The organism is Enterococcus sp. DIV0970a (genome assembly GCF_051711265.1).
In the GTDB taxonomy this organism is placed as follows: domain Bacteria; phylum Bacillota; class Bacilli; order Lactobacillales; family Enterococcaceae; genus Enterococcus_D; species Enterococcus_D casseliflavus.
The window spans coordinates 1658569-1682647 of sequence record NZ_JBIOMF010000001.1 but is presented as its reverse complement, the minus strand read 5'-3'; the positions used below and the strand labels follow the sequence as shown (position 1 = coordinate 1682647).

Genomic DNA, 24079 nt, shown 5'->3' with positions numbered 1-24079 from the left:
AATTGACGGTTGTCCTTTTATTATTGAACCTTCACATAAATCTCCTGATATTTTTCCATCAATGATTTTTTAGGATCATTGTATTCAAACATAACCCCATCTTTCAGAAATAAGATCTGCTGAGAGATCTCCTCCAAATTATACAAAATATGAGAAGAAACCATGATCGCTTTTCCTTCTGCAGCCAGCTGCTGCAAAATAGTCGAAACCAATAAAACATTGGTAGGATCCAGTCCGTTCATCACTTCGTCCATGAACATATATGACGTATCCCCGATTACTTGCATCGCAAAACAGAGCCGCTGACGCATGCCTAATGAATAGGTCGCTACGCGATTTTTTGCATAATCTTCCATTTGTAGCAGAGCAATGATCGTTTCAACCTTCTTTGATGACTTCCAAATACTTTTGTATAGCTCAAGATGTTCAATACCGGTAAATTCCTCGAACAATTCACTTTGATCTGGTAATAGAGATACATTTTCTAATAAACGGCTTTTTTTCTTTAGCGAAGTGAAATCTTCGCCGTTTAATGTTATCTCGCCAGAAAAGCGCGATACTTGTCCCAGGATTGCTTTCATCATTGTGGTCTTGCCAGTACCATTTGGCGCTACTAAACCAATAATCGCCTTTTCTGACAATTCAAAGGAAATATTTTTTAGGATCTGCTTATCTCCAAAATTGACGGATAAATTCTGAATGCTCAACATTTTTTTCGTCTCCCTTCAATCAGATAGGTAAGCAGAAGCAAACCCGTTAAACTAACGATCCAGGCTAATAAGACCCTGACTCCGAAATCAAAACGCATCCGAGGATCATAATAATCAAACCAGCTTCTCCCCAATACGACCTTCCCAATACTAACAAAAGAAGTGGGGAAAAAATGCCAGCTATTGTATGCTCCGCCACCTCGAACCAGATAAAAATTACTGGAAACAAGCAGCAACAATGAAAACATCGCACTAATAATCTGAGAAGAAAACCACTTATTTAGTAAAAACGCAAATAGAAAACCAAGAATCAGGAACAACACATAGAGAGCAAGGCAACGAAGCAACACGCTTCCCAACGTCGATAAACCAAAATTCACTTCGATACCACTTGTCCAATAAACCGCCACTGGATAATCTAAGCGCCCAACTTCATGGGTAAAGCTATGGAGAAAAACGCAAGCCATGACTGGTAAAAGCAAGCTGAGCCCATACGCTAACCCAGCTGCAGCTTTGGCTAAAAATCTGCGGGACTTGCGCAATGGAAATGTCGCAAGCAGTGTCTCATGTTTTTGGTCCCGTGTAAAACTATCACTAATTCCTAAAATGAAAAAGAAAAGCAAAGCCATTGGCAAGATCGTTTCACTGCTTCTGAGCAATGCCTGCAAAGCCGTTTTTTCCTCCAAGGCTTGTGCTGTCACCTCCCCCTCATAGCGGGCAAATTCCTGATATTTCAAGATATTTTTTTGATAGTCGTAATGTCCATCGATTTTTGCATTCGGATTATTGTTTAAATAATAAGGAATGTCGTAACGTAGAACCCCAATATCGTTTGCGAATAGCTGCTCGTCAGAAAATCGATACCATTCACTCGTGGCTTCAGCGTATTGCCGCCAATCATGATCATCGATCGCTGCTAATCGCATTTGATCCCATTTGTTCCAAATCGGAAATACACTCAGCGCATAATGAACATAAAAGTGAGTATTTTCATCCACAGTAGTATTTTCTAGAAATGTCTGTCTTTCCGCAACTCTGGTGTTGATAACAGGTCGATTGATTTTATCGATCGGCTCGAAGTTGGAGGCGACCTGCAATGTATAGTAGACACCTAAGAAGAAAAGCAGGAAAAAAGAGACATACGTTCTTTTTTGGCGAAACTGTCGCTTTAATTCGAACATCCAGATAGTCATTTCCTTAATCCCCCTTTCACTCGTTGTGTGGTCAACCAAAAAAGAGCGACCGTAAAGATGAGCAAGAGGATCAGAGCGAAATAAAAAGAATAGAATGACCAATCACTGGCAAAAGCATAGTCTCCTTGAAGCAGCTGGAAGACATTCAGAAATTGAAACGGTGTAAGCAGCCAGATTCGACTAGGAACAATCAGCGGTAATGCCCCAAGTAAACTAGCAAGTAAGAAGGTTTGTAAGACGTCTTTCGTTACAGTAAAAATGAACGAGGTCAAACAAATGGCAAACCCAGTGATGACAATCGTCATCAGAAAATACAAGAGCAAAAAGAGAAGAAATCCAACTGCTTGAATTTCCCGCAACCAATAGGCAAAAGGATATGAAAAATCAACATGATCAAAAAAGAAAGAACAAAAAACAGCACTGATCAAAAACAAGCTGGTCCCTATGGTGCAAATTACCAGTCGAATGATGATAGGAATAAAAATTCGGTCTCGTTTTCTAAAAGGTAAGCTGTTGGAAAACTGCGGACGTTTCACTTCTGAAAGAAAAAGATCTGCTGACCAGAAAACAGTCAAATAAAAAAGTAGTGCGCCATAGAGTAAAAAGACGGTTTTCCAGTAGTCACTGAATCCTTGCTGATTCCAATGAAATTCTTTGTTTTTGGCAAGTACTTGTGTGAACTCACTTGTTTCTTGAACCACTGTTGACTGTTTTGGAAACAAGGATCGGTCACTTTCAGCGGCATACTGCTCATAGAAAGTTCCCATTTTTTCACCATAATCTATGCTGGCAAACAGATACCGTTGGCGATTTTCTAACATAGCAGATTGTGTCATGGTTGCTAAAGCGTTGGATTGATCAATAAGACCAAGGTAACGCTCATCGGTATTCTCGACATCGGTCAAATCAATATTTTGATAACTTTGTAAAGCGATATTGATAGATGATAGTCGTGCCTGAGCAATATCTGCAACCGTTTCTGTCACATTTTTTTGAATGAAAACAAAAAATAGCGGCAATAACAGCAAAAATACTACTATAAAGCGATGCTTTAGGCTGTTTGTTTCTAATTTTAGGTAAAAGAGTAAGGTGTTTTTCAAAAGAAGCTCCTTATGATTTTCATAGATAAACTTAAACATCACTACTTTCTAAAAAAAGTTTAATGTATTTAAGTCTATTTTTTAGTTAAAGTTAAAGATAAACCAAAGCTTTTTGATCATATTTCAAAACTTTTATCTTTATATTTTATATAAAATGCTATTTAAACCTTAATATTTTCTATTACATCAGTCAACACATTTTGAAAGAAAAAAACCAAAGACAATTAAATGTCAATGGTTTGACTAAATCTTATTGGATTTCGACTCGTTGCTATAATTTCAAAGATATTCTTTTACAAATTATATCCATCGTCAAAATAAGAATGATGATCGAGAAAATAATTCTTTAACAATCTATCTTCTTTGGCAATAAGTTTTTTTGCTAAATGAAACATTTGTTGCTCAATTCCTGATTGAGGCTTTCCGATTATTAAGTACCCAATAGCTAGACTTGTAGTTGGAACGATCAACCCGATAGCATTACACATATTGACAACTCTGATAAATCCTTTTTTACCAGCAATTTGATTTTCTCGCGTCTGAACATCAAAATGTCCGATGAGTGTTTCACCAATACCGTAAATGTCAATTGGTCCTTCTTTCGAAATAATTATATCTACATCTAAAAACAATCGTTCTACTTCATCAATTAATTTTTTACGACTTTCTTGATACTTATAGGAAAAATCCTTCGTAATTATTTTCATAGTCTCCATGTCTACTGATAAATGATCCTTATTTATTTCTGAGTCTACAGCAACAATTACTGTCTTTTCTTGGTCCTTATGATCAGTAAAGATTTGTGCTAATTGCTCTATGAGATTTAAATCACGACTAATAAGTCCGAGGGATGGTGTGAAAGATATGCCATCTGTTGAAGATTTTACCATTTTTTCTAATCCGAGCATTTTCTTTCCCACTTCCGGATGGATATAACCAACTAAATTTAAAGCTGCTGCTGGAGCTAAAACTGAACCACCTCCGTCCGTACCGATTCCAACATCATTAATACCTAAAAAAACGTTCACAGCTGTTCCACTCGATGAACCAGTCATTACACCACCAGTAATTGGATTTCTTAAATCTATATCTATCCCTCTTCCTTTATGACTTGCTTTGTCAATCGTGTGAAGATGGAAGCCATTTTTCTCCAAAAAATCTATAAAGAAAGATGTGAAAACTATAGAATCTTTCAGTCCAATATAATATCCAGAAGAGGAACTGATTTTCTCTATGCAATTAGGAAATACTTTAATGACGGAATTGTAAAAATTTGCCATTGCTAAACTTGTTCGCTTGGAATACTCTTGAACTCTATTCTGCTCCATTTTATAAACTCCTTAAAAGGCTCGATTTTTGGTTTTACTACCATCAATCGAGCCATTACATTTAACTAATAAACAATTCTGGCAAAAATGACTGTCCATTTTGAGGAGGCGAAACATTAAAGTAATCTGCTACAGTTGCGCCGACATCTGCAAGGGTTTGCCTGTTTCCTAAATATTTATTATGGATGCCTGGACTATAAAGCAATAAGGGAACCTTTTCTCGAGTATGATTGCTGTGCCCTATCGTGGGATCGTTCCCATGGTCTGCCATAACAATTAGGATATCCCCCCTTTTTAAGGATGGAAGCAATTCTTTGATTCGTTTATCACTAATTTCTAAACGATCAGAATAACGATTTACATCTTCCGCATGACCAGCCAAATCAGTTTCTTGAATATTCAGCGCAAAAAAACCATGATCAAGCGTTTTCACTTCATTGATCAAATCATCAAAAAGACGATTTGTATCAACTCCTGGAAATAAGCGTTTACTATCCGTCTGGATAATATCCGCGACTTTGCCCAAAAAAGAAACTGGGATATTTGCATGATCTAAGATTGTGGGAGTTTGAACATTTTTATTAATACCATATCCAAGATGAACGACTTGATAACCAGTATTATATACGCCAGATTGTGGAGCATCTACTCCTGCAATTTCTCCATTCCTTGTTTTTCTTGCTCCGAGTAAGTCTTTTAATGTTATGTTTTCACCACCAAAAGTAATGACTCTAGAAACCTCAACCACTTCCCTTACAACATGCCCAATTTTTGCCAAGTCATTAAAGGAGATCAAATCCAGACAAGCGGAAACATTATAAACTTGTCCATAATCTGTTTCCAAGTTATCACCGACCGTTGCAAGTTCATCTACAACTAAAATCTGTGTCCCGCTTTCACCCACTCTTCGAACTTGATGACCATACTTTATCAGATTAGCTTCGACTTCATCGATTTTTTGATTGAATGGTTGAATCAATGGAATCTTAGGTGTTGTGCCCATAATTTCTTGATGTCCTAAGAATGAGTCGGCTCCATAGTGTGCTAGGTCAGCTGTGCCATAATTTGCTGTCGGTGAAAATTTATGATTTTTTATCTCAAAACCAAGAGCATTCATCAAACCTAAGCTTTCCAACGTTGGTATATTAATTGACGGATTGGAGGCAATGATATGTGCAGCAGTGTTGCTTCCTAGATCTCTAGGTCGAACCTCCTTAACATCATCCATTGCGCCAACGCCAAAACTATCTAAAACGATAACAACAAATTTCCCCATTTTTTCACCTTCTAACTATATTTCCAAGGCTATCATATATACCTTCGACTTTTGGCGAGCCATTTTGAATACCTGAAACAACTGCTACATCACTTCTAGTAACAAAAATTTGTGTTCGAAATGCAGCGATAACGGTAGCTCCCACAGGGTGGGTGGATTCTGTTGAAAGATAATAATCAATATTTTCATTGCTAAAAGGTCGAACTCGGTCTTTTTTAACTGATTCCGAACTTACAATCAGGGCCGAGTCAAGATGTCCACGTCGATAATATCCACCACCATAAAAATAAGCATGATTATCTAAGTTATGCGATATTTCGCTCACATAAACCATAGCTGGATGTTCCGGTAACATCATCTTTGAATGTAATGGTGTAGTTCCAGTAAGTGCATGTCCGGGTTCGCCTTGTGTTCCCCCAATTTTTTTTATGAAAGGAATAGTTTCGTGACAAGTTGCTGACGGAATATTCACTTCTTTTATTACGATCCCTAACTCTTCAAAAATTTTTTTCGCTTGCTGGATCGTTTTCAAATTATTGGTAGGTAATAACTTCGATTCGCCATCAAATAAGAAACAAGGAAAAGAGGTCACACCTTCAATGGTCACATGGTCTGTTTGTCTAACTAATTCAACAATTGAAGATAACTCGTTTAAATGAAATCCACCAAATTGCCCCTCGTAAATCTGATCATCAGATTCAATGATTTTTACTAGAATCTTTTGTTTTATAGTAAGCTCTTCAGCTGCTTGAATGATTTGTTGTAACGCCTCCAAAGAATAAACCGTGATATAATCAGTTCCGTAATTCATGATTCTAGTTAAAAGATTCCGTGGTATTTGAACTAAATGACCCACATTTCCTAATGGTAGATTTTGTTCCATAAGAATCAATGCTTCTTTATAATCCACGACCACCGCTTTTTTGATTCCCGAATCATGTATCTTTTGTGCAACTAATGGGTTGCGGCCAAATTGCTTAGTCATATAAAACAAGTTTATTCCATGTGTCTTGGCATCTTCTGCTAAGCTTGCAGCATTTTTTTCAATCATATCAAGATCCAAGACATAGGTATCTGGAAGTATTTTTCCTTCTTTATGGAGAGAGATTGCAGCGTCAACCAGTTTTTGATTTCTTTGGATGGTAACATTCAAAAACATGTTATTCCTCCCTCAACATATTGATGATATGAAGATAAAAGTAATCAAGCTCAGCTTCAGCAAATTGCTTTCCTTTTGTCATTCTTTGAAGATCCTGCCATAATTCTTTCGAGTGAAGAAATTTTGGATCAGATTGGATTTCCTGACTGATAAAAGATTCGAGGTCATTTATCGTCTCATTTTGCTTTCGTCGTTGGTCTGCCATCGCTAGATGAGTCAAAAAGACATCCGCTTTTTTATCATTATCAATAATTTTTTGCTGTAATAAATAATCTAATACGCGCAAAACATACTCATAAGTATTTTCATCGATTACTTTTGAACTTAGTAATATTGCTAATTTTTCTCTAATCATCTAATCCCCCTATTTCACTCAAAACACAAAAACATATTCTATCAAGCAATGGATAAGAAACTAGGTTTCCTGATTGCCTGCCCTGGTATAAAACTGTAAATGAAATCAATACTGAGGAATTAAACGCCCTTCACAAACCTCTTTTTGAATAGTAAGAATTTTTCCTTTATCTACGCTTTTTTGGAAGAATGCTTTCATAGACGTTTCTTCCGTATGGGTAATGATAACGGAAGTACTCATTTCTTGCTCCATTTCACTTCCTTCTAATGGAACAGCATAGAGCCCTTGATGGTTTTTATCTCTAATTTCATCAAAATTCCAGATCCCAGCATCAATGCTACCATTTTGTAAAGAAGATACGATTTGATGCCCTTGCATTTCAACAAATTCAACTTGTGTCTCATTAACGACTGCTTTCGTTAATAATTGTTGGTCAATTGAACTATAGTCAATAGCAATCTTCATCCCTTTTTCAATTGACTTTTTTTTCTTGTCCCTAAATAGCAACACATGCTCACTAAGATAAGTATGTTGTCCAAAGTCCAATGTGATTTCAATCGGTTCTCCATTTTTTATTGCTTGATTTGCCGCAAATTTTGAAACAATTGCAAAACGATACGTTTTATTCAAGATTGATCGAACACGCTCTTTTGATCCTCGAATATATGCAAGATTTAATTTAATTTTATTTTCTTTGAAGGCTTCATATATTCCTGTTGCTAGTCCCTCATATAGACGTGAATATGGTAAGGTCATTGTACCGAGAATCGTATCTGATAACGCATATTCTTGCAAAATATTATAATTAATTTCTTCTATAAATGTGCCCATATGACCGTGACTTTTAACTTTTATTGCATCAATCTCTTTTAAAAAACTCCAAGCATTTTGAACAGTCCCTCTGGCTACTTTATATTTATTTTGATATTCCGTAACACTTTGAACTCGATCGCCCTTTTTCTTTTGTAAAAGATCTGATGCTAAGTAGTTAACAATGATTCCTTTTTTCTTTAAAAATTCTTCTCCCATAGACTCACACCTCTTTTTCAACAACATCCATTGCCTGTTTTAAAATCCGCATGATCGTGTCTGCACCTGATCGATTGGGATTTATACGAATCATGAATTGTTCAGCATCTGGATCAGCTGCTCTAAATGTGCCAGAAACCCGATAGACAAGTGGAGAGAACTCATATTTTGATTCTGCTCCTACTGGATTGGGTAAGGCACCAAAACTTGTAGCTTGTTCAATGACTTTTTTTGCAATTGGCTTTTTTAATTTGACGACAATTACCTTCGACTGAGCATTGATTAGAAATGCTTTTTCAATCCCTCCAATTTCTTGTTGATTGATTCGACCACAAACCTCTTCACTTACTTTTGCTGATATAGCCAATGAGACCGGTGCATAGATCAATCCTTTTAAAACGTCTATTGCTTCATGACCTTGAACCTGCCCACCACCAGAATAGTTGTCATTCTTCAGGCGTTGAATCGCTTTTTTCTCACCAACAATACAACCAATACCTTCAGGACCAAGCAATTTGAACGTAGAGAAACAAGATAGATTGGCACCGAATTCGGAACCTAACCCCTTAGTTTTTAGAGCCGAATAATTGTCATCAGTAATGATCTGGATAGTTTCATCAAACGATCGGATAAAGGCAATCAATGATTTTAAATCATAGGAATCATCAAATTTTTGTCTTGTTACTTGAATCAATATTCCGTCTACTTTATTATTCAAAAGTTTTTCTTTGACTTCCTCGAGATGATTATAATCAGCAAAAATTGTTTTTAATCCTAACATCTCAATCGATACTTTTGACGTAGGATAGATTGGTGCATCATGAACCATTAAAGTTTTGTTAGTTCCTAAAAGAGAATATAATGCTAACCTAATGGCATTCGTACCAGAACCGCGTACAAGCATCGCAGCCTCAGCATTAAAAAAATCTGCCAAAACCTTTTCAACTTTTTGAGTAGTCCTCGGCTGATTTAACCCTTTTACAACACCAAGATCCCCTCGTGTTAGAATTTCTTCACCTGAGAAGTTTCTGGTTATAGCATCTACAAAGCGAAACTGCATTTGAGTCGCTTCTTCTATCGACAAACTTTCTAAAGGGAATGTCTCCATAATTTCGCTCCTAATTCATAAATATTCTTGGATTATCTCGTAGCATTTTATCGATAAAATTCTCAGATAAACCATTTTCAAGTGCAAGTGGAACAAATGTATCCAATAAATAAGAATACCCTATTCCACCTCGATATGCTAAATTTGACTTTCGAGTAATATCCATTGAAAGAAATACTTTGTCTTGATAACCACGTTTTTCAATCTCTTTTAGCATCTCTATTCTTAGCAGATCTGGTTGATAGTTCTCTTTTCCAATCGTGTCAAATTCTACATATACCCCTTGATCTAACATTCTTAAAATATAATCACTATTACCGGTCAAATCCACATGTCCAATCACCACTTTATTTAAATCAGCCCCATGCTCTTTAAAAAAGTTTACTTGTTCATGGCCAAAGGTTCCCAATGTTGTGTGAGTCGATATAGGAACATTACAATGTTTTTGAGTGAGGACAGCAGCGATAAATATTTTTCTTTCTCGTTCAGTCATATGGTTTTTACTTGTCCCTATTTCACCGATAAGTTGTGCTTTGATACTGGTTTCCGCAATTCCATTTTCTATCTCATTTACCATAAAATCAGTCAACTCTTCAATCGTAGCTGACGTCACAAATTCAGGTAAAAATTTATCTTGGTAAAATCCTGTTGCTTGGACAATATTGATTTTAGATAGCTCAGATACTTGCTGAACATATTCGGAATTTCTTCTCATGTCCATATTTGTCAGGTCTACTATATTACGAACTCCCTTAGAATACAATTTTTTGTATTCTGAAACAGTCTCATCAAAACAATTTAAGTTCGTATCATCATCTTTCTTCAGACGTGAAAGATCGATCGTAGTATGTTCGTGCATATAAGTTATACCGTCTAACAACATCACTTCAATCCTCCTAGTTTGCAACTATTGGTGCGAATAATCCCAATAAATACAAAATGTTGACAATAACGCCTAAACTGATTGCAGCAATAGGACCCACGGCTAATTCTACGACTGGTTTTTTCGCTTTTCTATTCAAAAGCATCAAACCGATGACCCAGAAAAAACCTATTCCTGGTGCAATTTGCTCAGATGCCATCGCTCCCCCAATTAAAAGAGCAACTTCTAATACTTTATTCATAGCTGTACGAATATGTTCACCCATTTCGCGTATGCCTGGAAATTTGTCAAGGGCTTTTGCCATTAAGGTCAATAATTGTACTTCAACAAACATTAGCAGTGCGCCAACTAGAAAAGCAACAGGAGGATTACCATTCAATAAGATTCCTGCGACAAATACAAAAGTCGTGCCAGCTGGGCTATACACACCTGTAACGATTGCAGTGGAAAAAACTAAGGGAATGAAGCCAATTCCACGAGCAAAAGCAGCTAATGCAGCTTCACTCATTTTTCCTTCTGAAAGCAAATTTAATGAAATAGGATCACCTGCAATAATCATCAAACTTGTTGATGCCGCCACTAAGCCCCCTGTAACGGATAACCATAACCAGTTCTTCTTAATACGATTCACACGTTCTAAAAATACACTTACAAGGCTCTCATTTGAGTTACTACCATCGCTTTTCACTTGAATGGCATAAACAATCATGAAGAGCATCCCAACAAGTAAGGACATTCCTTCTGCACTAAGTGTTAATGTTGCGCCATTTCCTAAATCAAATGTACCAAAACGTTTTACAACAAACAATGTTAAAAGTGTAGCGCTGAATGAAATCGCACCTTTTTTGAATCCATGTTGACTAGCGATTGCAATCGCTGGAAAAATACTAAAACCAATAACTACAGGAGCACCTACTTGCGAAAGTGAGTCCATAAAGTTCACCGGCATCATTGCAAAGAGATCAACAACCGCTTGGAGTCCAATAACTAATCCAACACCATAAATAGCTCCTACACTAGCAGCAACAATAACTCCGATTTTGCCTTCCGGTGCCCAAGATCCGATAATATCTGTCATTAATAATACACTATGGACTAATAGAATAGATGCACCTATTGAAACAGGAATGCCAAATCCAATGACTAATCCAAAACTTAAAGCAAAACTTGTCGCTGCAATTTCTTTCTTACCAATTTTTCCTTCTAAAAATTCCGGAATGATTGGCCTTAATCCGTCATTAAAAACAGCGATTCCTTTATTTGCTAACACTGCACAAAGTCCCCCTAAAAGTGCAATAGCAATTAATTCAACAATTTTCGACGATTCCATCTCTTTTCCCCCAAATTATATAATCTATTGTTTTTTTAGTTCGTCTATAATGATAGGTACTACTGCTTCTTTATGCTGAGCGGTAAATCCAAAAGCTTTTTTTCCTGAACTGACATGTTCTCTTATTTCAGATTCCGGCATCACTTTTCCAGGCATAGAAACAGTTACACAGTTATCATGGCCTAATAAAGCTAATGCCATTGCCAGAGCACCCCCACCACCAGTATTACATGCGCCGATGTAGTAGTCAGCTTGTTTATTTTTGACTGCCATCGCAGCATCTAAATCACTTTTGATAACAATCTCGAACTGATCATCACCAAACGTTTCGACTAATGCTTTCACCTCGTCCTTATCGATTTGACCGCCGATAACTATTTTTTTCATCACAATTTCCTCCTCATGAATGTACATTTTTTTGTATATTGATAAATAATCAATAATTACAAATTGATTGTAACCGGAGACACAATCAATTGCAAGCCCTTTCTAAAAATCATTTGAATGAAAGTTTGTTTCAACTCTGCCCTTTTTTAAAACTGTTTTATGAAAAACCTACTTCGCTTAGCGTATACTCACACCAAAAAAGTAGGTTTCTTTGTTCCTCTTAGTCACTTATTCCTATATTTCTATTCTCGAATTCCTTGGGCAGTATAATTTTGACTTTTGTGTTGCCGTAGTTTTTATTTGCAACTAGGAACAAAATGCAACTTTATAAATAAAAAATGTAAAGAGGTCTAATCGCGTCTTTAAAAGTACTTGTTTCAACACCTTAAGGTTACTCTGATTTTTCTTGCTAACTTTTCATCCGTCAGCGCTTTTTTAGTATTTGAAAGCAACATAACTCTTGATTCAGTGGGATCCATAATATATTTTCTCTCCCACTGATCTTGATCTGGACCATCGCCAATGATGCGAATGTAAGACAACAGACTTTTGATCATCTCTTTTGTCAATGTTAGGTTGGTATAGCCATCATTTTCATAAAAATCATACCATGTATCACTAGGATTTTCCTTCAGTATTTGAATTAGTTGATGAATTTCTTCTAACGCATCGAAAACTTTTACAAATACAAAGACCATTTCTTCCCGATCAAGCATCTGATAAGTGTCTAACAAATGGAGCAGTGCTTTTAACGTTTTGCATTGAACAGCTACTGAGAGGTAAATATCATTAAAAAAGCGAGCATTTTGTGCATGTTTATCCTGAAGGGATGATGAAATCTGCTGGCATCTCAGCAATAGATTCTCCCAGGCTGCTATCTTTTCTCCTACCATAGAGAAAATTTCTGTGACTTGCTCCTTGATTTTTTGATCACCCGTCAACCATTCTATCCTCGGAATTTTTGTTTCTTGCTTGAGCCAGGATTGAATAATTTTTCGAATCAAATAACAGGCAAACTCGTCCCCAGCGGCTTGATCCTCATGTGTTCCATAGCGAATAACCGCTTCAAAGTAAGCATCATAGACAGCTTGGATCTCTTCTTGCTGATTTTGAGAGTATTGTGTTACATGCTCTGAAATTATCTCTTGATTGGTTCGTAACTGATAATCTGCTCGCCAGAAATTCGCTATTTCTTGTAAGAACAAAATATGCGGTTTTATGTTGCCTGTATTAACTAAGACAAACTTATCCATCTTGACTTCTCTAACCGCCATTAACTCTCTAGAAACAAATTCTGGGCTATTAGGCAAGATCGTCAAGAAATTAGATGCTTGTAAATCATGAAAGGCAACGTGATAATAGATTCCTCTTGATTGATTTGGTTTTGGTGTGTTTGTTAACACCTCATCTCGAGGATCGTGATTTTCTTGTCTACGAGAAATCATTTTGCCATAACCATTATCCGCCCAAATCTCAATCACATCATCTGGAAGCTCAAGTAAGCCAAGATTAAATAATTCCGTCATCTCCCCATAAATATTCATTGAACATACTGCATGGGGATCGACTTCTTTAACCATATGATATTGCAGATAAACGATTTCGTTGATCACTACTGCTTTTTCCGCTGCAGACCACTGTCGATCAAGATCTTCTGCCCAAAAAGGACAATCCCCCTGTCCACGAAAACCGAGTGTGTAAATGACGTTGGTACCTTTTTGCTAGTGTAAGGCTTTTTTCCATAATTCCTGAAACAACTCAAAATGTTCCTCGTATGAAGCCTTTAAACCGGGATACCTTCTAGCAAACATCTCAGCGCCTAATGGCTCGGCATGATGATGTGTATAGATCAACCCCATCGCTTGCGCATTTTCCCGATGTCTATGACTGTTCTTATCTGTTCCCGGGATGATAACATTTCCGCCTAAACGTAACAATGTTTCATAAATACGTTCCCAGACATATTCATTTGAACCATTATCTTCCCAATGATCCAGCAACAACTCATCATTGACAAACCAGCCCCGGTAGTCCGTTGCAAAATCAGGCAATGTTAAATCAAAATCTGTCCATTCAATAAATGGCTTTTTTATTGGGGGAATATCCATGAAATACCAAAAGGGTTGAACACCTAAAATTTTATGAGAGATTTCAAGAACCCCATACATTAATCCTAACTGTGTTTCAGCACACACTTTTACTTTATCTGGCGATACGAAAAGTATATGAAAAACATCCGTTTCATTTTTTCCATCAAGTAAAACCAATTCAATTTCATTTGCCTTCCTCGTGTCTGTCACAACGGTTAAAATGTCACGCTGCAAGATCTCGCAAGCATGTCCAATCACTTCATTTTTCAACTGTTTTGACGTGACAGAAGTATTTTTCGAAATGAAAAATGTTGTTTCCATGTAATCCCCCGTTTTATCTTTTTCTTTCATTATTTTAACTCTAATGAGAATCCAACTACTGTACTGTAACTAATATTCTATCTATAACTTGATAGTCAATTCGCTCTTTGAAAAAATAGGACCACATTCTAAAAATCATTCTAATAATCCCCATTTAAAAACTTTGAGATCGTTTACAAGTATAGAATAAACGAAACCTTTCCCCAAAAAAGTAGAGAAAATCGATGAAAAAATTAAAAAAACAGACTTTTTTCGTATTGTGGTTTTAATCGTCTTCTTTTATGTAAACACGTCTCTCATAGATAGATTACTTTAATTCAATCAATAATTTCGTCCTTCCCATTACTAGATTGGCGATACAAGTTAGCTAAAATTTCCCTCGCTTAGCACCTTCATCCTGATATAATGAAGTAAATCAACGACAAGGAGCCATAGTATGTCAAAAATAATTATTTCTGGAAGTATCGCTTTTCAAAAGGATTTTGAAGAACTAACGAATACACTTACTGAAAACGGTCATCAGGTGATCAATTATCCAAAAGCCACGGACGATCTTTCTACTCAGTTTCCAACCTTATTCGTAGACTTTTATAAAGACATAGAAAAAGCCGAGATTTTTTATTTGTATAACAAAGAAAAAAATGGCATCTGTGGTTATATCGGTGCAGCTGGCTTTGCGGAAGCAACCTTTGCTTTGACTCGAAAACTACTGTACGGACAGAAAATCCAATTGTTGTTGCATGAGGAACCGAGTGAAAAAGTTGCTTGTTCTGAAGAAATTGGGCTGTGGAAAGAGAATGGTTGGATCACAGTTAAAAATCTAAACACATTTTTGGATTGAGAAAAAATTACTTTTTATATGAAAGGTAGAGGTAGTCTAATGAAAAAGCTTATATTGATCAGCGGTACGATGGGAATTGGTAAATCAACTATAACTGAAGAACTATCCCAACAAACAAAGCAGTCTGTTTACCTTGACGGGGATTGGTGCTGGATGATGAATCCGTTTGTCGTCAATGAAGAAAATAAGGATATGGTGATCAACAATATCCATTTTCTGTTAAACTCTTTTATCAATAACTCTATGATCAACGTCATTTATTTTTGCTGGGTTATGGATGAGCAAAAAATTGTGGATCGAGTCTTGAACGGCATCGCATTGGAAGATATTGACGTGCAACACTTCTCATTAATTGCCTCGCCAGAAAAATTGCAGAAAAACTTTGAAGGAGATATAACCACCGGGAAACGAACACTCTCTGATTTACAGCGTTCACTGGATAGGTTACCAAAATATACTGAATTGCGTTCAAGAAAAATTGATATTTCCCATCACTCTGTTGCAGAGACCGTTTCAAAAATAACAAAAAAAATTTTGGCATCTTCTTAAATATTTCTTCAATGAGTAAATTTTGGCACATGTTTTTAACACAACTATTATCAGAGAGCTACTTCTTGCGACTGATACAAATAAGCCCACACTCATAAGAGCATGGGCTTATTGAGATCATTGTCAATTCTATATCTTCAATTGAAATTTGGCTTTTATCAGTTCAGATTTCAATTGCTGAATAATGATGACAATTTCTTATTTTTCTTCAATTACATATACTTCTCAACTTCATCAATTTCTTTTTGTAGTGCTTTTTCATCGTACTTTTCATACTTACCGGCTTCGTGTGCGATCTTTTTGATTTCATGAATCGCTTTTTTCTCAACGATCCATTTCTTCATACTATGTTTTTTGGCGTCTGCATCTAGTCTGTCTAATTCCGCTAAATTCTCATCTAACTTATCAAGAACCTCTGCAATCTTTACCAATGCTTTTGCTTCCTTTTCTTCATAGTTTGTCATAGATATCACTCCTTAAGTATTTGATATATTTATCTTACTGCTGTAATTAAATATTTTCAAATTAAATGTATTGTTTATCACAAAGTTTTATCTTATTCTCACTGAAGAAGTAGAAAACATTAGATTATTGCAATATTCTATTCATTTTACATTTATTTTTATCCTTAAAGATGTATCAAAAGAGAAATATCGATTATATAAAAAAACGCCTTAGTGAAACATCAAACATTCGGTGTATCGTTTACAATAAAAACATCTAGTTTTTTACCTTCTTATGGTTGCAGCAGAATTTTACCGATACTTTTTCCAGATTCTAAATAATCATGGGCAGCTTTTCCGTCAGCTAATGAAAAAATGGTTGGTTGACTGATTTTCATTTGATCCTTGCTAAAGTAGTCAAACAATCGAGAGCTTCTTCTCTCCCGCTCTTGAAAACTTGTCAAGTAATCCCAGAGATCCCCTGTCAAAATACTTTTTGATTTAGATAACAAGGGAATAAAGTCGATCGCTGGCGGATTTCCGCCGGCCATGCCAAAAAAGATAACCTTTCCTCTATTTTTGAGCAAGTCGACACTTTCGGCTAATGTATGCCCAATGCCATCATAAACGGTATCAAAGAAAGAAGTGTAGGTATCTTGCCATTCTGTATTTCTTAAAAAGACTTGTTTTGCTCCTTGGTCTAAAGCCAGTTGTCGCTTTTCTTCCGTAGAAGTGACGCCATAAACTTCTAGACCATCTGCGGTTAATAATTGCGATAAAATTTGTCCGACACCACCAATTATCCCATGGACGAAGACCTTACTACGATTCACATTATTGCCAAGATCATGAGCTAAAAAATCAGCTGTCAACCCTTGCAGACCAATACTGGCTGCTAATTTAGGTGGTATACCTGATGGAATACGGATGGCATTTTCCTCAGGAACAGCCACCAATTCTGCATTAGCAAAATGAACATCCACAAAAAGAATCGTTTCCCCTAGCTGAAACTTGGAGACAGATGTTCCTTTTTGAATAATCCTCCCTACCCCTTCATAGCCATTAATAAGAGGGTCTCGGGATTCAATATGATAGCTGCCCTTTCTCCGATAAATATCAGCATAATTCAACCCAATATACACCATTTCTACCAATAGCTCATTTTCATGAATGATGGGATCAGGCAAATCCCCATATGTTAAAACAGTTGAATCACCGAATTCATTAAAATACAACGCCTTCATGCGCAAATCATCTCCGATCTTCAATCTATCAAAAGCCACGCATCAATCGATTGAAACTATCTACTAAACAACCGATGAATGTCCCTTCGGTCATTTTAGATTTTCCTTTTATTCAAAAAAAGCACCTTCTCTCGAAGCTACTTTCATTTTATTCCTCTTACTGACATCCGTCAAAACAGATTATTTCTTCGGTTCGTCCTCATCCATTTTCGATTCCGACAAATAGCCTATAAATCCCGGTATATCAACATCGAAAAATCAAAAATCGGCTAAAAATGGCTCGTGACAGTAATTTGACAGCAGTAAATCGCAAAAAAAATTACACTTCAAATTTGGTAAATTCATCTGCTAAAGTTTGGTTGGTATCGGGATAAAGATGCCCATATTTATCCAAAGTTGTCTTAACAGAGGAATGTCCCAATCGCTTCGAAACAGCATAGATATTATTATTATGCTCAATCAAAAACGCCACATGAGAATGCCGTAATCCATGTAGGTGAATTGGTTTGACACCAGCTACCTCAGCTAATTTTTTTACTCGACTTAAAAATGTCTTTGGAGATGGCGGTAAACCATCAAAGGTAAAAATAATGCCTAAATCATCTCCAATCGTTTTTTGAGACTTTTTCCATTCCCTCAAATCTTCTATCGTTTGCTTGTCTAGAGTAATCGTTCGGATACTTGAAGTATTTTTAGTATCCGAGAAATCATAATCCGTTCTTGGATAGGCTACAATTAACTAGACAGAAAAATTAAGGTGTGTAGACTAGAAGAAAACATACCAGGAAGAATTTTTATGTCTAAGAGAACACGAAGAACTTTTTCACAAGAATTCAAGCAACAAATCGTCAATCTTTACTTAGCTGGAAAGCCACGTGTAGAAATCATTCGAGAATATGAACTAACGGCTTCAGCATTTGACAAATGGGTAAAGCAATCTAAAACGAGTGGTTCATTCAAAGAAAAAGATAATCTTACACCTGAACAAAAAGAATTGTTAGAACTACGTAAAAGAAACCAGCAATTAGAAATGGAAAATGATATTTTAAAGCAAGCAGCACTGATATTCGGACGAAGAGACAAGTAATCGATGCGAATAAGCATCTTTACCCTATATCAGCGATGTGCAGAATATTAGGTCTATCACGTCAGTCCTATTATTATCAATCAAAACCAAAGAAAGACGAATCAGAACTTGAAGAAGTAGTCGCTGAAGAATTTATCCGCAGCCGAAAGGCCTACGGCTCAAGAAAAATAAAAAAAGCCTTATCAAAACGAGGCATTCGGATCAGCCGACGAAAAATTAGTAGAATCATGAAAAATAGAGGATTAAAATCGAGCTATACTGTTGCTTATTTTAAAGTACATCATTCTACTTGCAATGAAGCCAAAACGACAAACGTATTGAATCGTAAATTCTTAAGAGACAACCCATTAGAAGCGATCGTAACAGACTTGACTTATGTACGAGTCGGGAAAAAATGGAATTATGTCTGTTTCATTTTGGATCTGTTCAATCGAGAAATTCTCGGCTATTCTTGTGGAGAACATAAAGATGCCGTTCTAGTAAAAAAAGCATTTAGCCGTATCAAACAACCTCTGACAGAGGTTGAGATTTTTCATACTGATCGTGGAAAAGAGTTTGATAACCAAGCTATTGATGAATTATTAACAACTTTTGACATCAATCGATCATTGAGTCATAAAGGCTGTCCTTTTGATAATGCCGTAGCTGAATCAACTTATAAGTCGTTGAAAGTAGAATTTGTCTATCAATACACATTTGAAACCTTACAACAATTGGATTTGGAGTTATTTGACTATGTCAATTGGTGGAACCACCTTCGGTTGCACGGTACACTTGGCTACGAGACACCGGTTGGTTACCGTAACCAGAGATTGGCGCAGCGAATCCTTGATAATGAGCTCGGATGTGCTAACGCTAGCGAGGCAGTCTAACTTTAACTGTTAGCTCCTGCCGAAGATCGTCACATCCGAGGAGGCTCATTGTCAAGGACAATCGGAATAGCATACGGAAGGAAGTTCTGCACCTTATAAAATTTGTCAAAAAAACTGTTGCCATTCCATCTTGTACGAATATAGAGTGACTTACTCAAACTACAAGTTCCTTTACAAAAATCAATATCTGGCCATTGTAACGCAAAAAGTTCTTCACTTCTAAGTCCTGTCACGAATAAAAAACGCATCATTCGTTTATAAAATTCTTCTTGGAAATCACAGCGATAAGAACAATTGTATACTTTCTTAAATTCATCAACAGTCCAAAATGCCACAACCGATCGTTGGGTTCTTATTTTTCCAATGGTGTCTACCGGATTCTCCTCAATGACTTCCAAAACTACCGCACGTTTAAAAATAACCCGTAACTTATTAAAAATCTGTTTAATATAATTATTCGATAGTGGACGAATTTTTCCTTCTTTATTCGTGACAGAACATTCTTGAACAAGAAATTGTTGAAACTCTTGGATATGAATCGGTCTAATTTTTTCCATCTGCATTTTTCCAAAATAAGCTAAAGCACGTTTTAAAGTCTTATCGGTTTTTACGTAGGTTTTCTCAATCGTCCCAAGTTTATACCATGGGAAAAAATACTTTTTGTAAAACTCACGAAAAGTAATCCCTTGTAAATAAATTTCTTGAGAATCAGAATAATTCTTTTTCAATTCTTCCATCGCATCTTTTGCTTCTTTTGGCGATTTAAATCCTCTTCTAGTGGGTTTAATTCTCTTTCCGAAACGATCATAACCCAAAGTTAATGAAAAATACCACGTTCCTCTCTTCTCGTCTTTGTACACATTTGCAACTCTTCTCATCAGTATTCATCCTCCCAAGAAATGTGTAAGACCTCCTCAATGACACTCACGGGTATCCTTTTAATCTTGTTATTTCGATAAAAAGAATACCCATTAGTGACCAAAAGAGCTTTGCATTCCTTGAAGATCTTGTCAGCGTAATACCGTGAAAATCCCAACTTGATAATATCTTGCCGAGTGGCTGTTTTCATTCTACCGCCTTCTCTTTCATATGTCAGCGCCTCACGAAAAAAACATAAGTTACAAATTACAAAAAACACTTATTTATCTACCAGCTGCTCATGTCAAAGAGCTCATAGGATTTTCACCTCTCCCCAGTGATGGCGAGCCAATTTGGTTACGGAAGTATCATTATTACATTTGCAGATTATGGCTCCAATTTGACGATTCTTATCTCAATTATTTATCGCTCCGGTTACTCATTACTCATCATGGCGTAATTGAGAAATGCTCCCTGCAAATGGAAAGTACTGATAGATTTTTGTATTCAGTTTTCAAAGGCCATTTTTCTTTACACTAATAAAGACAATTGAGAAGACAAAAAAGCAACTCTTTTTGGAAGAAAGTTGCTTTCTTTAGAAATTTAAGTTCATTGATGTTGATTGAAGATTGTTGATATTTCAATGGTATTAAAATGGAGATAGTTGCTCTATTAATAATGAAGCATCATAATTAGTTTTCTGGTCGTATTCAAGTTGCGTGGCGTGCTTTTGATAGGAATTTTATTTTCAAAATCGGCTTGTCTTATTTGAGTTTCAAAAAAATAACAAAAAAAATCTGATAAGCTAATTGTCATCTACATTTTTGAGTTGCAATTTAGAAAAAATCACAGCATGATCACTTAAACTTTCAAATTTGTTCCAAGAGTGTTCTATATATTTAATAGTCAGATCGGTAAAAATTCTATCAATTCTTGTTTTTTGAGACGGGCTGGTAGTGGGTTCTCCTTTTTTAATTGCATTTCCATCAAGCCAAGCATCATATTGATTAGCAAGTATTTTTAGATGTGTGAAATCATACTGAGGAAAAATTACATCCTTAGAATCTGTATCACAATTTATATCCCCAGCTACGATAAAATTCGTTCTTTTTTTTACTTGTGAATCAATCCAATCAGTCATTCTAGTAAAGATTTCAGGACAAAAATTAGAATCAAAACTAGCAGGATATATTCCAAGAACACTTAAGAACATATCATTTTTCAGGACAAAATCAACTTGCACCCCACGATGTATAAACCATTTTGCACTATAGTCTTCAAAAGAACAATCATTCTTGAGAGTATCTATTTTAATCCCTACTACACTTCCCAATGTTTTTTCTCTACTAGCTGGTAATCCAAAGATTTTATACTCTGGCAAATCAAATTCTTCAACTTCACAATCTTGTGAAACCTCAGTAATGAAAAAGAGTGTTGGAACTTTAGAAGCAATTCTTTCTTTTATACTCAAGTTATGTTTCTTCCTTTGATCAGCAATACGATAATAATTATTCATAGCATTTATTGCTAAAACAGTCACTTCCACAGATATCCACCCTTTCTAAAAAACTACTTCAGAGTTATTTAAGTTTTCAGATATCCCCCATGGCTCCTAATTCTCATTTGTTTTCTTTCTTTTTAACTTGATTGTCTGACTTAGTTTCTTAGTCTTTAGTAGAAGCTATTAGCTATCCATTTTATAAGCCAAGCATTATTTTTCTTGTAATTTCATTCAGAAAATTTTGTTGGGGAGCATTAGTTTGAGACACTTTCTTTCCCTCTAACATTTTAATAAAATCTTTATCCATAATTGGAATAATCAAACTTCTCATATCTGTATAAAAATCTTGACAACGTTTTATTATAGCCTCTTCATTTTCAGTTTTTCTAAATACCAAGAAACCAAATTGTCCATTGTTTACAGAAAAACGTCCATTTAATTGATCGAATTCTGGATTTAATACTTCGCCTGTATAGTTTTTGCATTCAACAAATACATATGAACAAGGAATTTTTTTATTATTCGACAGTGTATAAAAAAACCCCTCTTTGGACGCATTATCATATGTGATATCAATTCTTTTTCTACCATCGTGAAGAGGCTGCTCCTTTACTGGATTAATTAAGTCTGGATAAAACAGAAATGTCATTGTACCAATAATGAGGTTATGATAATCATTGGCAACTTTTTTCCCAGAAGGTATAGTTTTAAATTTGCTAATTAAGCTATCAATTAATCCAATGTAAACTTCATCATAATGGTTTTCGATTAGTTCAGAATCATCGATTGATTTAACCTTATCTTTTGCTTGAACCTTAAAATGATCATATATTTCTGGATGTTCCTTAGTAAACTTTTGCAGAAAAGTTTTTTTATCAAATCCATATTCCTCTTTTAAATCTTTCTTTGTAACATATTTTTCTCCATTTTTTCTTTCCTTGACTAGACTTGAACCAATTCTTAGTTCTCTTTCTTTCAGGTAAAAGTAAACAGGGTTATTAGCATATACGCTATAATCATAGAAATAGTTCTCAATTTTACACACTATTGCTTTGGGAACCAAAATTACAGGCTTCCCCTCAATTACCAACATATCTTCATAACTATTATTCCAGGAGTGTAATTCCGTGTCCCAATAAATTCCAGACGGAGCATTGGTTAACGATATACCATGTAAGTACATTTGGTCTTTTGTGTATTCAATTAAATGTTTTCTAATAACATTAATCGTCAAATCAGATAGTTTATCATGACCAATATTTGGGACAAATATTTTTATATCACTTGACGTATTGATTACACCGTCTTCTACTGCTTTACTTTCCATAATATAATTGAAAAGTTTGCTATATAGGTTGAATTAAATACTTTACATCCGCACGCACAGTCGGTCAATCACCTCAAGGGGACGCTCGTTTACATCGGCTAAGAAACCGCGGACCGACTGTTTGATTTTCTGGACGTGGTCAAAAAAAACATTGTTGATGACCGATTCCTTGAGCCACTTCCAAACGCCTTCCATTAGGTTCAACTGAGGGCTGTAGGGAGGGAGGAAGATGAGTGCCAGGCGCCTAGCGTTTTCTTCAAGAAAAGACTGGATCAGCTTGGCGTGGTGGATACGGGCATTATCCAATACCATCACGATTTTTCCGGTGGGGTATTCCCGCAACGTCCGCTCCAGAAAACGGAGGAAGGCCGCTGCGTCGTATGCCCCTTCTTCTGTACAAATGATCCGACCGGTTTCATAATCCAAGGTGCCTATCAATATTACCCCTTTGTGTTGTCCATAAGTGGGGATTTTTCGCTGGTGGCCGCGGAGAAACCAGGTGCAGCCAATGGCTTGGTAATCCCGGATCATGGTTTCGTCCTCGAATAGGAGGTGGTCAATATCGCTATTCAGCAATTTTTTTTTAGGCTCGGGAAGGTTTCTTCCAAAAATACCTGTTGTTTCTTGGAATCCGCTTTTTTGAGGGTATACGTCGGACGGGTCCAGCTTAGTCCTAGCCGGTGAAGGAGGTCCGCCACGCCTTTTTGCGTATATCCATAACTCCATTCCCGGAGAATCAGGTCACACACAATCGCCAATGTCCAATTGGCACGGGATTTGAAACCTACTTCCTCCGGAGTGTGGTAGGCGACGATTTGGACCAGTTCCGCTTCCTGTTCATCTGTCAGCCGTGAAGGTCGTCCGCTTTGTTTTTTGGAGACTAAACCTTGGATTCCATTATGGCAGTAATTTTTCACATAGTGGCTGACAGTATGCTCGTCGCGGCCGATGGTGTGCCCGGCTTCTTTCCGGGTGTGGCCTTCAAGAACCAACTTGACTGCCAGGAAACGCTCGTACAACCGGCGGTTGTCTGTCGTATTCATCGCTTTTTCCAATTCACGGATTTGGCGTTCTGTTTCCATGTTCCC

The 24079-nt window shown here is 36.3% G+C and carries 21 protein-coding genes and 3 pseudogenes; 3 read left to right on the top strand and 21 right to left on the bottom strand.

Going from position 1 to position 24079, the window contains the following annotated elements; genetic code table 11:
- Positions 1-20: 20 nt before the first annotated feature.
- The 13 genes and pseudogenes from IGK14_RS08040 to IGK14_RS07980 all read right to left on the bottom strand — a co-directional run bounded on the left by IGK14_RS08040 (position 21) and on the right by IGK14_RS07980 (position 13966).
- Positions 21-710, bottom strand: a complete 690-nt coding sequence (locus tag IGK14_RS08040; protein WP_010748303.1) for an ABC transporter ATP-binding protein — start codon at positions 708-710, stop codon at positions 21-23.
- Entirely contained in the window at positions 704-1903 is a 1200-nt protein-coding gene (locus IGK14_RS08035) for a hypothetical protein (RefSeq protein WP_010748302.1), read from the bottom strand. Before IGK14_RS08035 ends, IGK14_RS08040 begins: the two co-directional genes overlap by 7 nt.
- A complete protein-coding gene (locus tag IGK14_RS08030) occupies positions 1900-3003 on the bottom strand; it encodes a hypothetical protein (RefSeq protein ID WP_154694485.1) in 1104 nt (367 codons plus the stop codon). Before IGK14_RS08030 ends, IGK14_RS08035 begins: the two co-directional genes overlap by 4 nt.
- Positions 3004-3296: 293 nt before the next feature.
- Complete coding sequence (locus IGK14_RS08025) at positions 3297-4331, bottom strand: amidase family protein (RefSeq protein ID WP_010748300.1); 1035 nt, start codon at positions 4329-4331, stop codon at positions 3297-3299.
- A 61-nt stretch (positions 4332-4392) separates the two neighbouring features.
- Positions 4393-5607 carry a phosphopentomutase gene (locus IGK14_RS08020; RefSeq protein ID WP_010748299.1) on the bottom strand — a complete coding sequence of 405 codons (1215 nt, stop codon included), beginning with the start codon at positions 5605-5607 and terminating at the stop codon, positions 4393-4395.
- A 4-nt stretch (positions 5608-5611) separates the two neighbouring features.
- Positions 5612-6766, bottom strand: a complete 1155-nt coding sequence (locus IGK14_RS08015; RefSeq protein ID WP_010748298.1) for a YhfX family PLP-dependent enzyme — start codon at positions 6764-6766, stop codon at positions 5612-5614.
- 1 nt (position 6767) lies between these two features.
- Positions 6768-7121, bottom strand: a complete 354-nt coding sequence (locus IGK14_RS08010) for a PRD domain-containing protein (RefSeq protein WP_010748297.1) — start codon at positions 7119-7121, stop codon at positions 6768-6770.
- 105 nt (positions 7122-7226) lie between these two features.
- Entirely contained in the window at positions 7227-8150 is a 924-nt protein-coding gene (yhfZ, locus tag IGK14_RS08005) for a GntR family transcriptional regulator YhfZ (protein ID WP_438711997.1), read from the bottom strand.
- A 4-nt stretch (positions 8151-8154) separates the two neighbouring features.
- Entirely contained in the window at positions 8155-9258 is a 1104-nt protein-coding gene (locus IGK14_RS08000; protein ID WP_010748295.1) for an aminotransferase class V-fold PLP-dependent enzyme, read from the bottom strand.
- A 10-nt stretch (positions 9259-9268) separates the two neighbouring features.
- Positions 9269-10141 carry a phosphotriesterase family protein gene (locus tag IGK14_RS07995; RefSeq protein ID WP_010748294.1) on the bottom strand — a complete coding sequence of 291 codons (873 nt, stop codon included), beginning with the start codon at positions 10139-10141 and terminating at the stop codon, positions 9269-9271.
- A 13-nt stretch (positions 10142-10154) separates the two neighbouring features.
- Entirely contained in the window at positions 10155-11471 is a 1317-nt protein-coding gene (locus IGK14_RS07990; protein ID WP_010748293.1) for a YhfT family protein, read from the bottom strand.
- A gap of 24 nt (positions 11472-11495) precedes the next feature.
- Entirely contained in the window at positions 11496-11858 is a 363-nt protein-coding gene (locus IGK14_RS07985) for a DUF2620 domain-containing protein (protein WP_010748292.1), read from the bottom strand.
- A gap of 377 nt (positions 11859-12235) precedes the next feature.
- Positions 12236-13966, bottom strand: a pseudogene (locus IGK14_RS07980) (glycosyl hydrolase 115 family protein).
- A gap of 739 nt (positions 13967-14705) precedes the next feature.
- Here IGK14_RS07980 and IGK14_RS07975 point away from each other — a divergent pair.
- Both IGK14_RS07975 and IGK14_RS07970 read left to right on the top strand, forming a co-directional pair.
- Positions 14706-15110 carry a hypothetical protein gene (locus tag IGK14_RS07975; protein WP_010748288.1) on the top strand — a complete coding sequence of 135 codons (405 nt, stop codon included), beginning with the start codon at positions 14706-14708 and terminating at the stop codon, positions 15108-15110.
- A gap of 39 nt (positions 15111-15149) precedes the next feature.
- Positions 15150-15659, top strand: coding sequence for an AAA family ATPase (locus IGK14_RS07970; RefSeq protein ID WP_231435324.1), 510 nt, complete (start codon positions 15150-15152; stop codon positions 15657-15659).
- Between the two features lie 212 nt (positions 15660-15871).
- On the opposite strand, the gene IGK14_RS07965 is transcribed toward IGK14_RS07970, so the two are convergent.
- The 3 genes and pseudogenes from IGK14_RS07965 to IGK14_RS07955 form a co-directional block, all read right to left on the bottom strand.
- The gene (locus IGK14_RS07965) at positions 15872-16123 is read right to left on the bottom strand and encodes a hypothetical protein (RefSeq protein WP_010748286.1); all 252 of its coding nucleotides are present in this window, start codon (positions 16121-16123) and stop codon (positions 15872-15874) included.
- A 272-nt stretch (positions 16124-16395) separates the two neighbouring features.
- Complete coding sequence (locus IGK14_RS07960) at positions 16396-17346, bottom strand: zinc-binding dehydrogenase (RefSeq protein WP_231435323.1); 951 nt, start codon at positions 17344-17346, stop codon at positions 16396-16398.
- 319 nt (positions 17347-17665) lie between these two features.
- Positions 17666-18067: pseudogene (locus tag IGK14_RS07955) on the bottom strand (site-specific integrase); the annotation flags it as partial.
- 75 nt (positions 18068-18142) lie between these two features.
- Here IGK14_RS07955 and IGK14_RS07950 point away from each other — a divergent pair.
- Positions 18143-19305 (top strand): IS3 family transposase gene (locus tag IGK14_RS07950; protein WP_146946556.1). Its coding sequence is split into 2 segments (ribosomal slippage): positions 18143-18419 and positions 18419-19305, totalling 1164 coding nucleotides; the frame shifts between segments, so codons are not numbered across the junction.
- Positions 19306-19433: 128 nt separating this feature from the next.
- Here the strand turns inward: IGK14_RS07950 and IGK14_RS07945 are convergent.
- The 5 genes and pseudogenes from IGK14_RS07945 to IGK14_RS07925 form a co-directional block, all read right to left on the bottom strand.
- Positions 19434-20183: pseudogene (locus IGK14_RS07945) on the bottom strand (Arm DNA-binding domain-containing protein); the annotation flags it as partial.
- Positions 20183-20374, bottom strand: a complete 192-nt coding sequence (locus IGK14_RS07940; RefSeq protein WP_010748281.1) for a DUF3173 domain-containing protein — start codon at positions 20372-20374, stop codon at positions 20183-20185. The gene IGK14_RS07940 and the pseudogene IGK14_RS07945, both read right to left, overlap by 1 nt.
- Positions 20375-20968: 594 nt before the next feature.
- Positions 20969-21709 (bottom strand): endonuclease/exonuclease/phosphatase family protein, encoded by a 741-nt coding sequence (locus IGK14_RS07935; protein WP_010748280.1) that lies wholly within the window; start codon positions 21707-21709, stop codon positions 20969-20971.
- A gap of 151 nt (positions 21710-21860) precedes the next feature.
- Positions 21861-22991: a hypothetical protein gene (locus tag IGK14_RS07930; RefSeq protein WP_438711992.1), complete on the bottom strand. Its 1131-nt coding sequence runs from the start codon at positions 22989-22991 to the stop codon at positions 21861-21863.
- Between the two features lie 42 nt (positions 22992-23033).
- A protein-coding gene (locus IGK14_RS07925; protein ID WP_231434936.1) for an IS630 family transposase occupies positions 23034-24073 on the bottom strand; the annotation gives its coding sequence in 2 pieces (ribosomal slippage) (positions 23034-23573 and positions 23576-24073; 1038 coding nt in all).
- Positions 24074-24079 lie beyond the last annotated feature (6 nt).

What these genes read in the sequence shown, in the direction of transcription:
- IGK14_RS08015 (WP_010748298.1), bottom strand. Translation starts at nt 6,766, where the DNA reads ATGTTTTTGAATGTTACCATCCAAAGAAATCAAAAACTGGTTGACGCT.
- IGK14_RS08000 (WP_010748295.1), bottom strand. Translation starts at nt 9,258, where the DNA reads ATGGAGACATTCCCTTTAGAAAGTTTGTCGATAGAAGAAGCGACTCAA.
- IGK14_RS07970 (WP_231435324.1), top strand. Translation starts at nt 15,150, where the DNA reads ATGAAAAAGCTTATATTGATCAGCGGTACGATGGGAATTGGTAAATCA.
- IGK14_RS07985 (WP_010748292.1), bottom strand. Translation starts at nt 11,858, where the DNA reads ATGAAAAAAATAGTTATCGGCGGTCAAATCGATAAGGACGAGGTGAAA.
- IGK14_RS07975 (WP_010748288.1), top strand. Translation starts at nt 14,706, where the DNA reads ATGTCAAAAATAATTATTTCTGGAAGTATCGCTTTTCAAAAGGATTTT.
- IGK14_RS08010 (WP_010748297.1), bottom strand. Translation starts at nt 7,121, where the DNA reads ATGATTAGAGAAAAATTAGCAATATTACTAAGTTCAAAAGTAATCGAT.
- IGK14_RS08040 (WP_010748303.1), bottom strand. Translation starts at nt 710, where the DNA reads ATGTTGAGCATTCAGAATTTATCCGTCAATTTTGGAGATAAGCAGATC.
- IGK14_RS07990 (WP_010748293.1), bottom strand. Translation starts at nt 11,471, where the DNA reads ATGGAATCGTCGAAAATTGTTGAATTAATTGCTATTGCACTTTTAGGG.
- IGK14_RS07965 (WP_010748286.1), bottom strand. Translation starts at nt 16,123, where the DNA reads ATGACAAACTATGAAGAAAAGGAAGCAAAAGCATTGGTAAAGATTGCA.
- IGK14_RS07940 (WP_010748281.1), bottom strand. Translation starts at nt 20,374, where the DNA reads ATGAAAACAGCCACTCGGCAAGATATTATCAAGTTGGGATTTTCACGG.
- IGK14_RS08035 (WP_010748302.1), bottom strand. Translation starts at nt 1,903, where the DNA reads ATGACTATCTGGATGTTCGAATTAAAGCGACAGTTTCGCCAAAAAAGA.
- IGK14_RS08025 (WP_010748300.1), bottom strand. Translation starts at nt 4,331, where the DNA reads ATGGAGCAGAATAGAGTTCAAGAGTATTCCAAGCGAACAAGTTTAGCA.
- IGK14_RS07930 (WP_438711992.1), bottom strand. Translation starts at nt 22,991, where the DNA reads ATGGAAAGTAAAGCAGTAGAAGACGGTGTAATCAATACGTCAAGTGAT.
- IGK14_RS07960 (WP_231435323.1), bottom strand. Translation starts at nt 17,346, where the DNA reads ATGAAGGCGTTGTATTTTAATGAATTCGGTGATTCAACTGTTTTAACA.
- yhfZ (WP_438711997.1), bottom strand. Translation starts at nt 8,150, where the DNA reads ATGGGAGAAGAATTTTTAAAGAAAAAAGGAATCATTGTTAACTACTTA.
- IGK14_RS08020 (WP_010748299.1), bottom strand. Translation starts at nt 5,607, where the DNA reads ATGGGGAAATTTGTTGTTATCGTTTTAGATAGTTTTGGCGTTGGCGCA.
- IGK14_RS07995 (WP_010748294.1), bottom strand. Translation starts at nt 10,141, where the DNA reads ATGTTGTTAGACGGTATAACTTATATGCACGAACATACTACGATCGAT.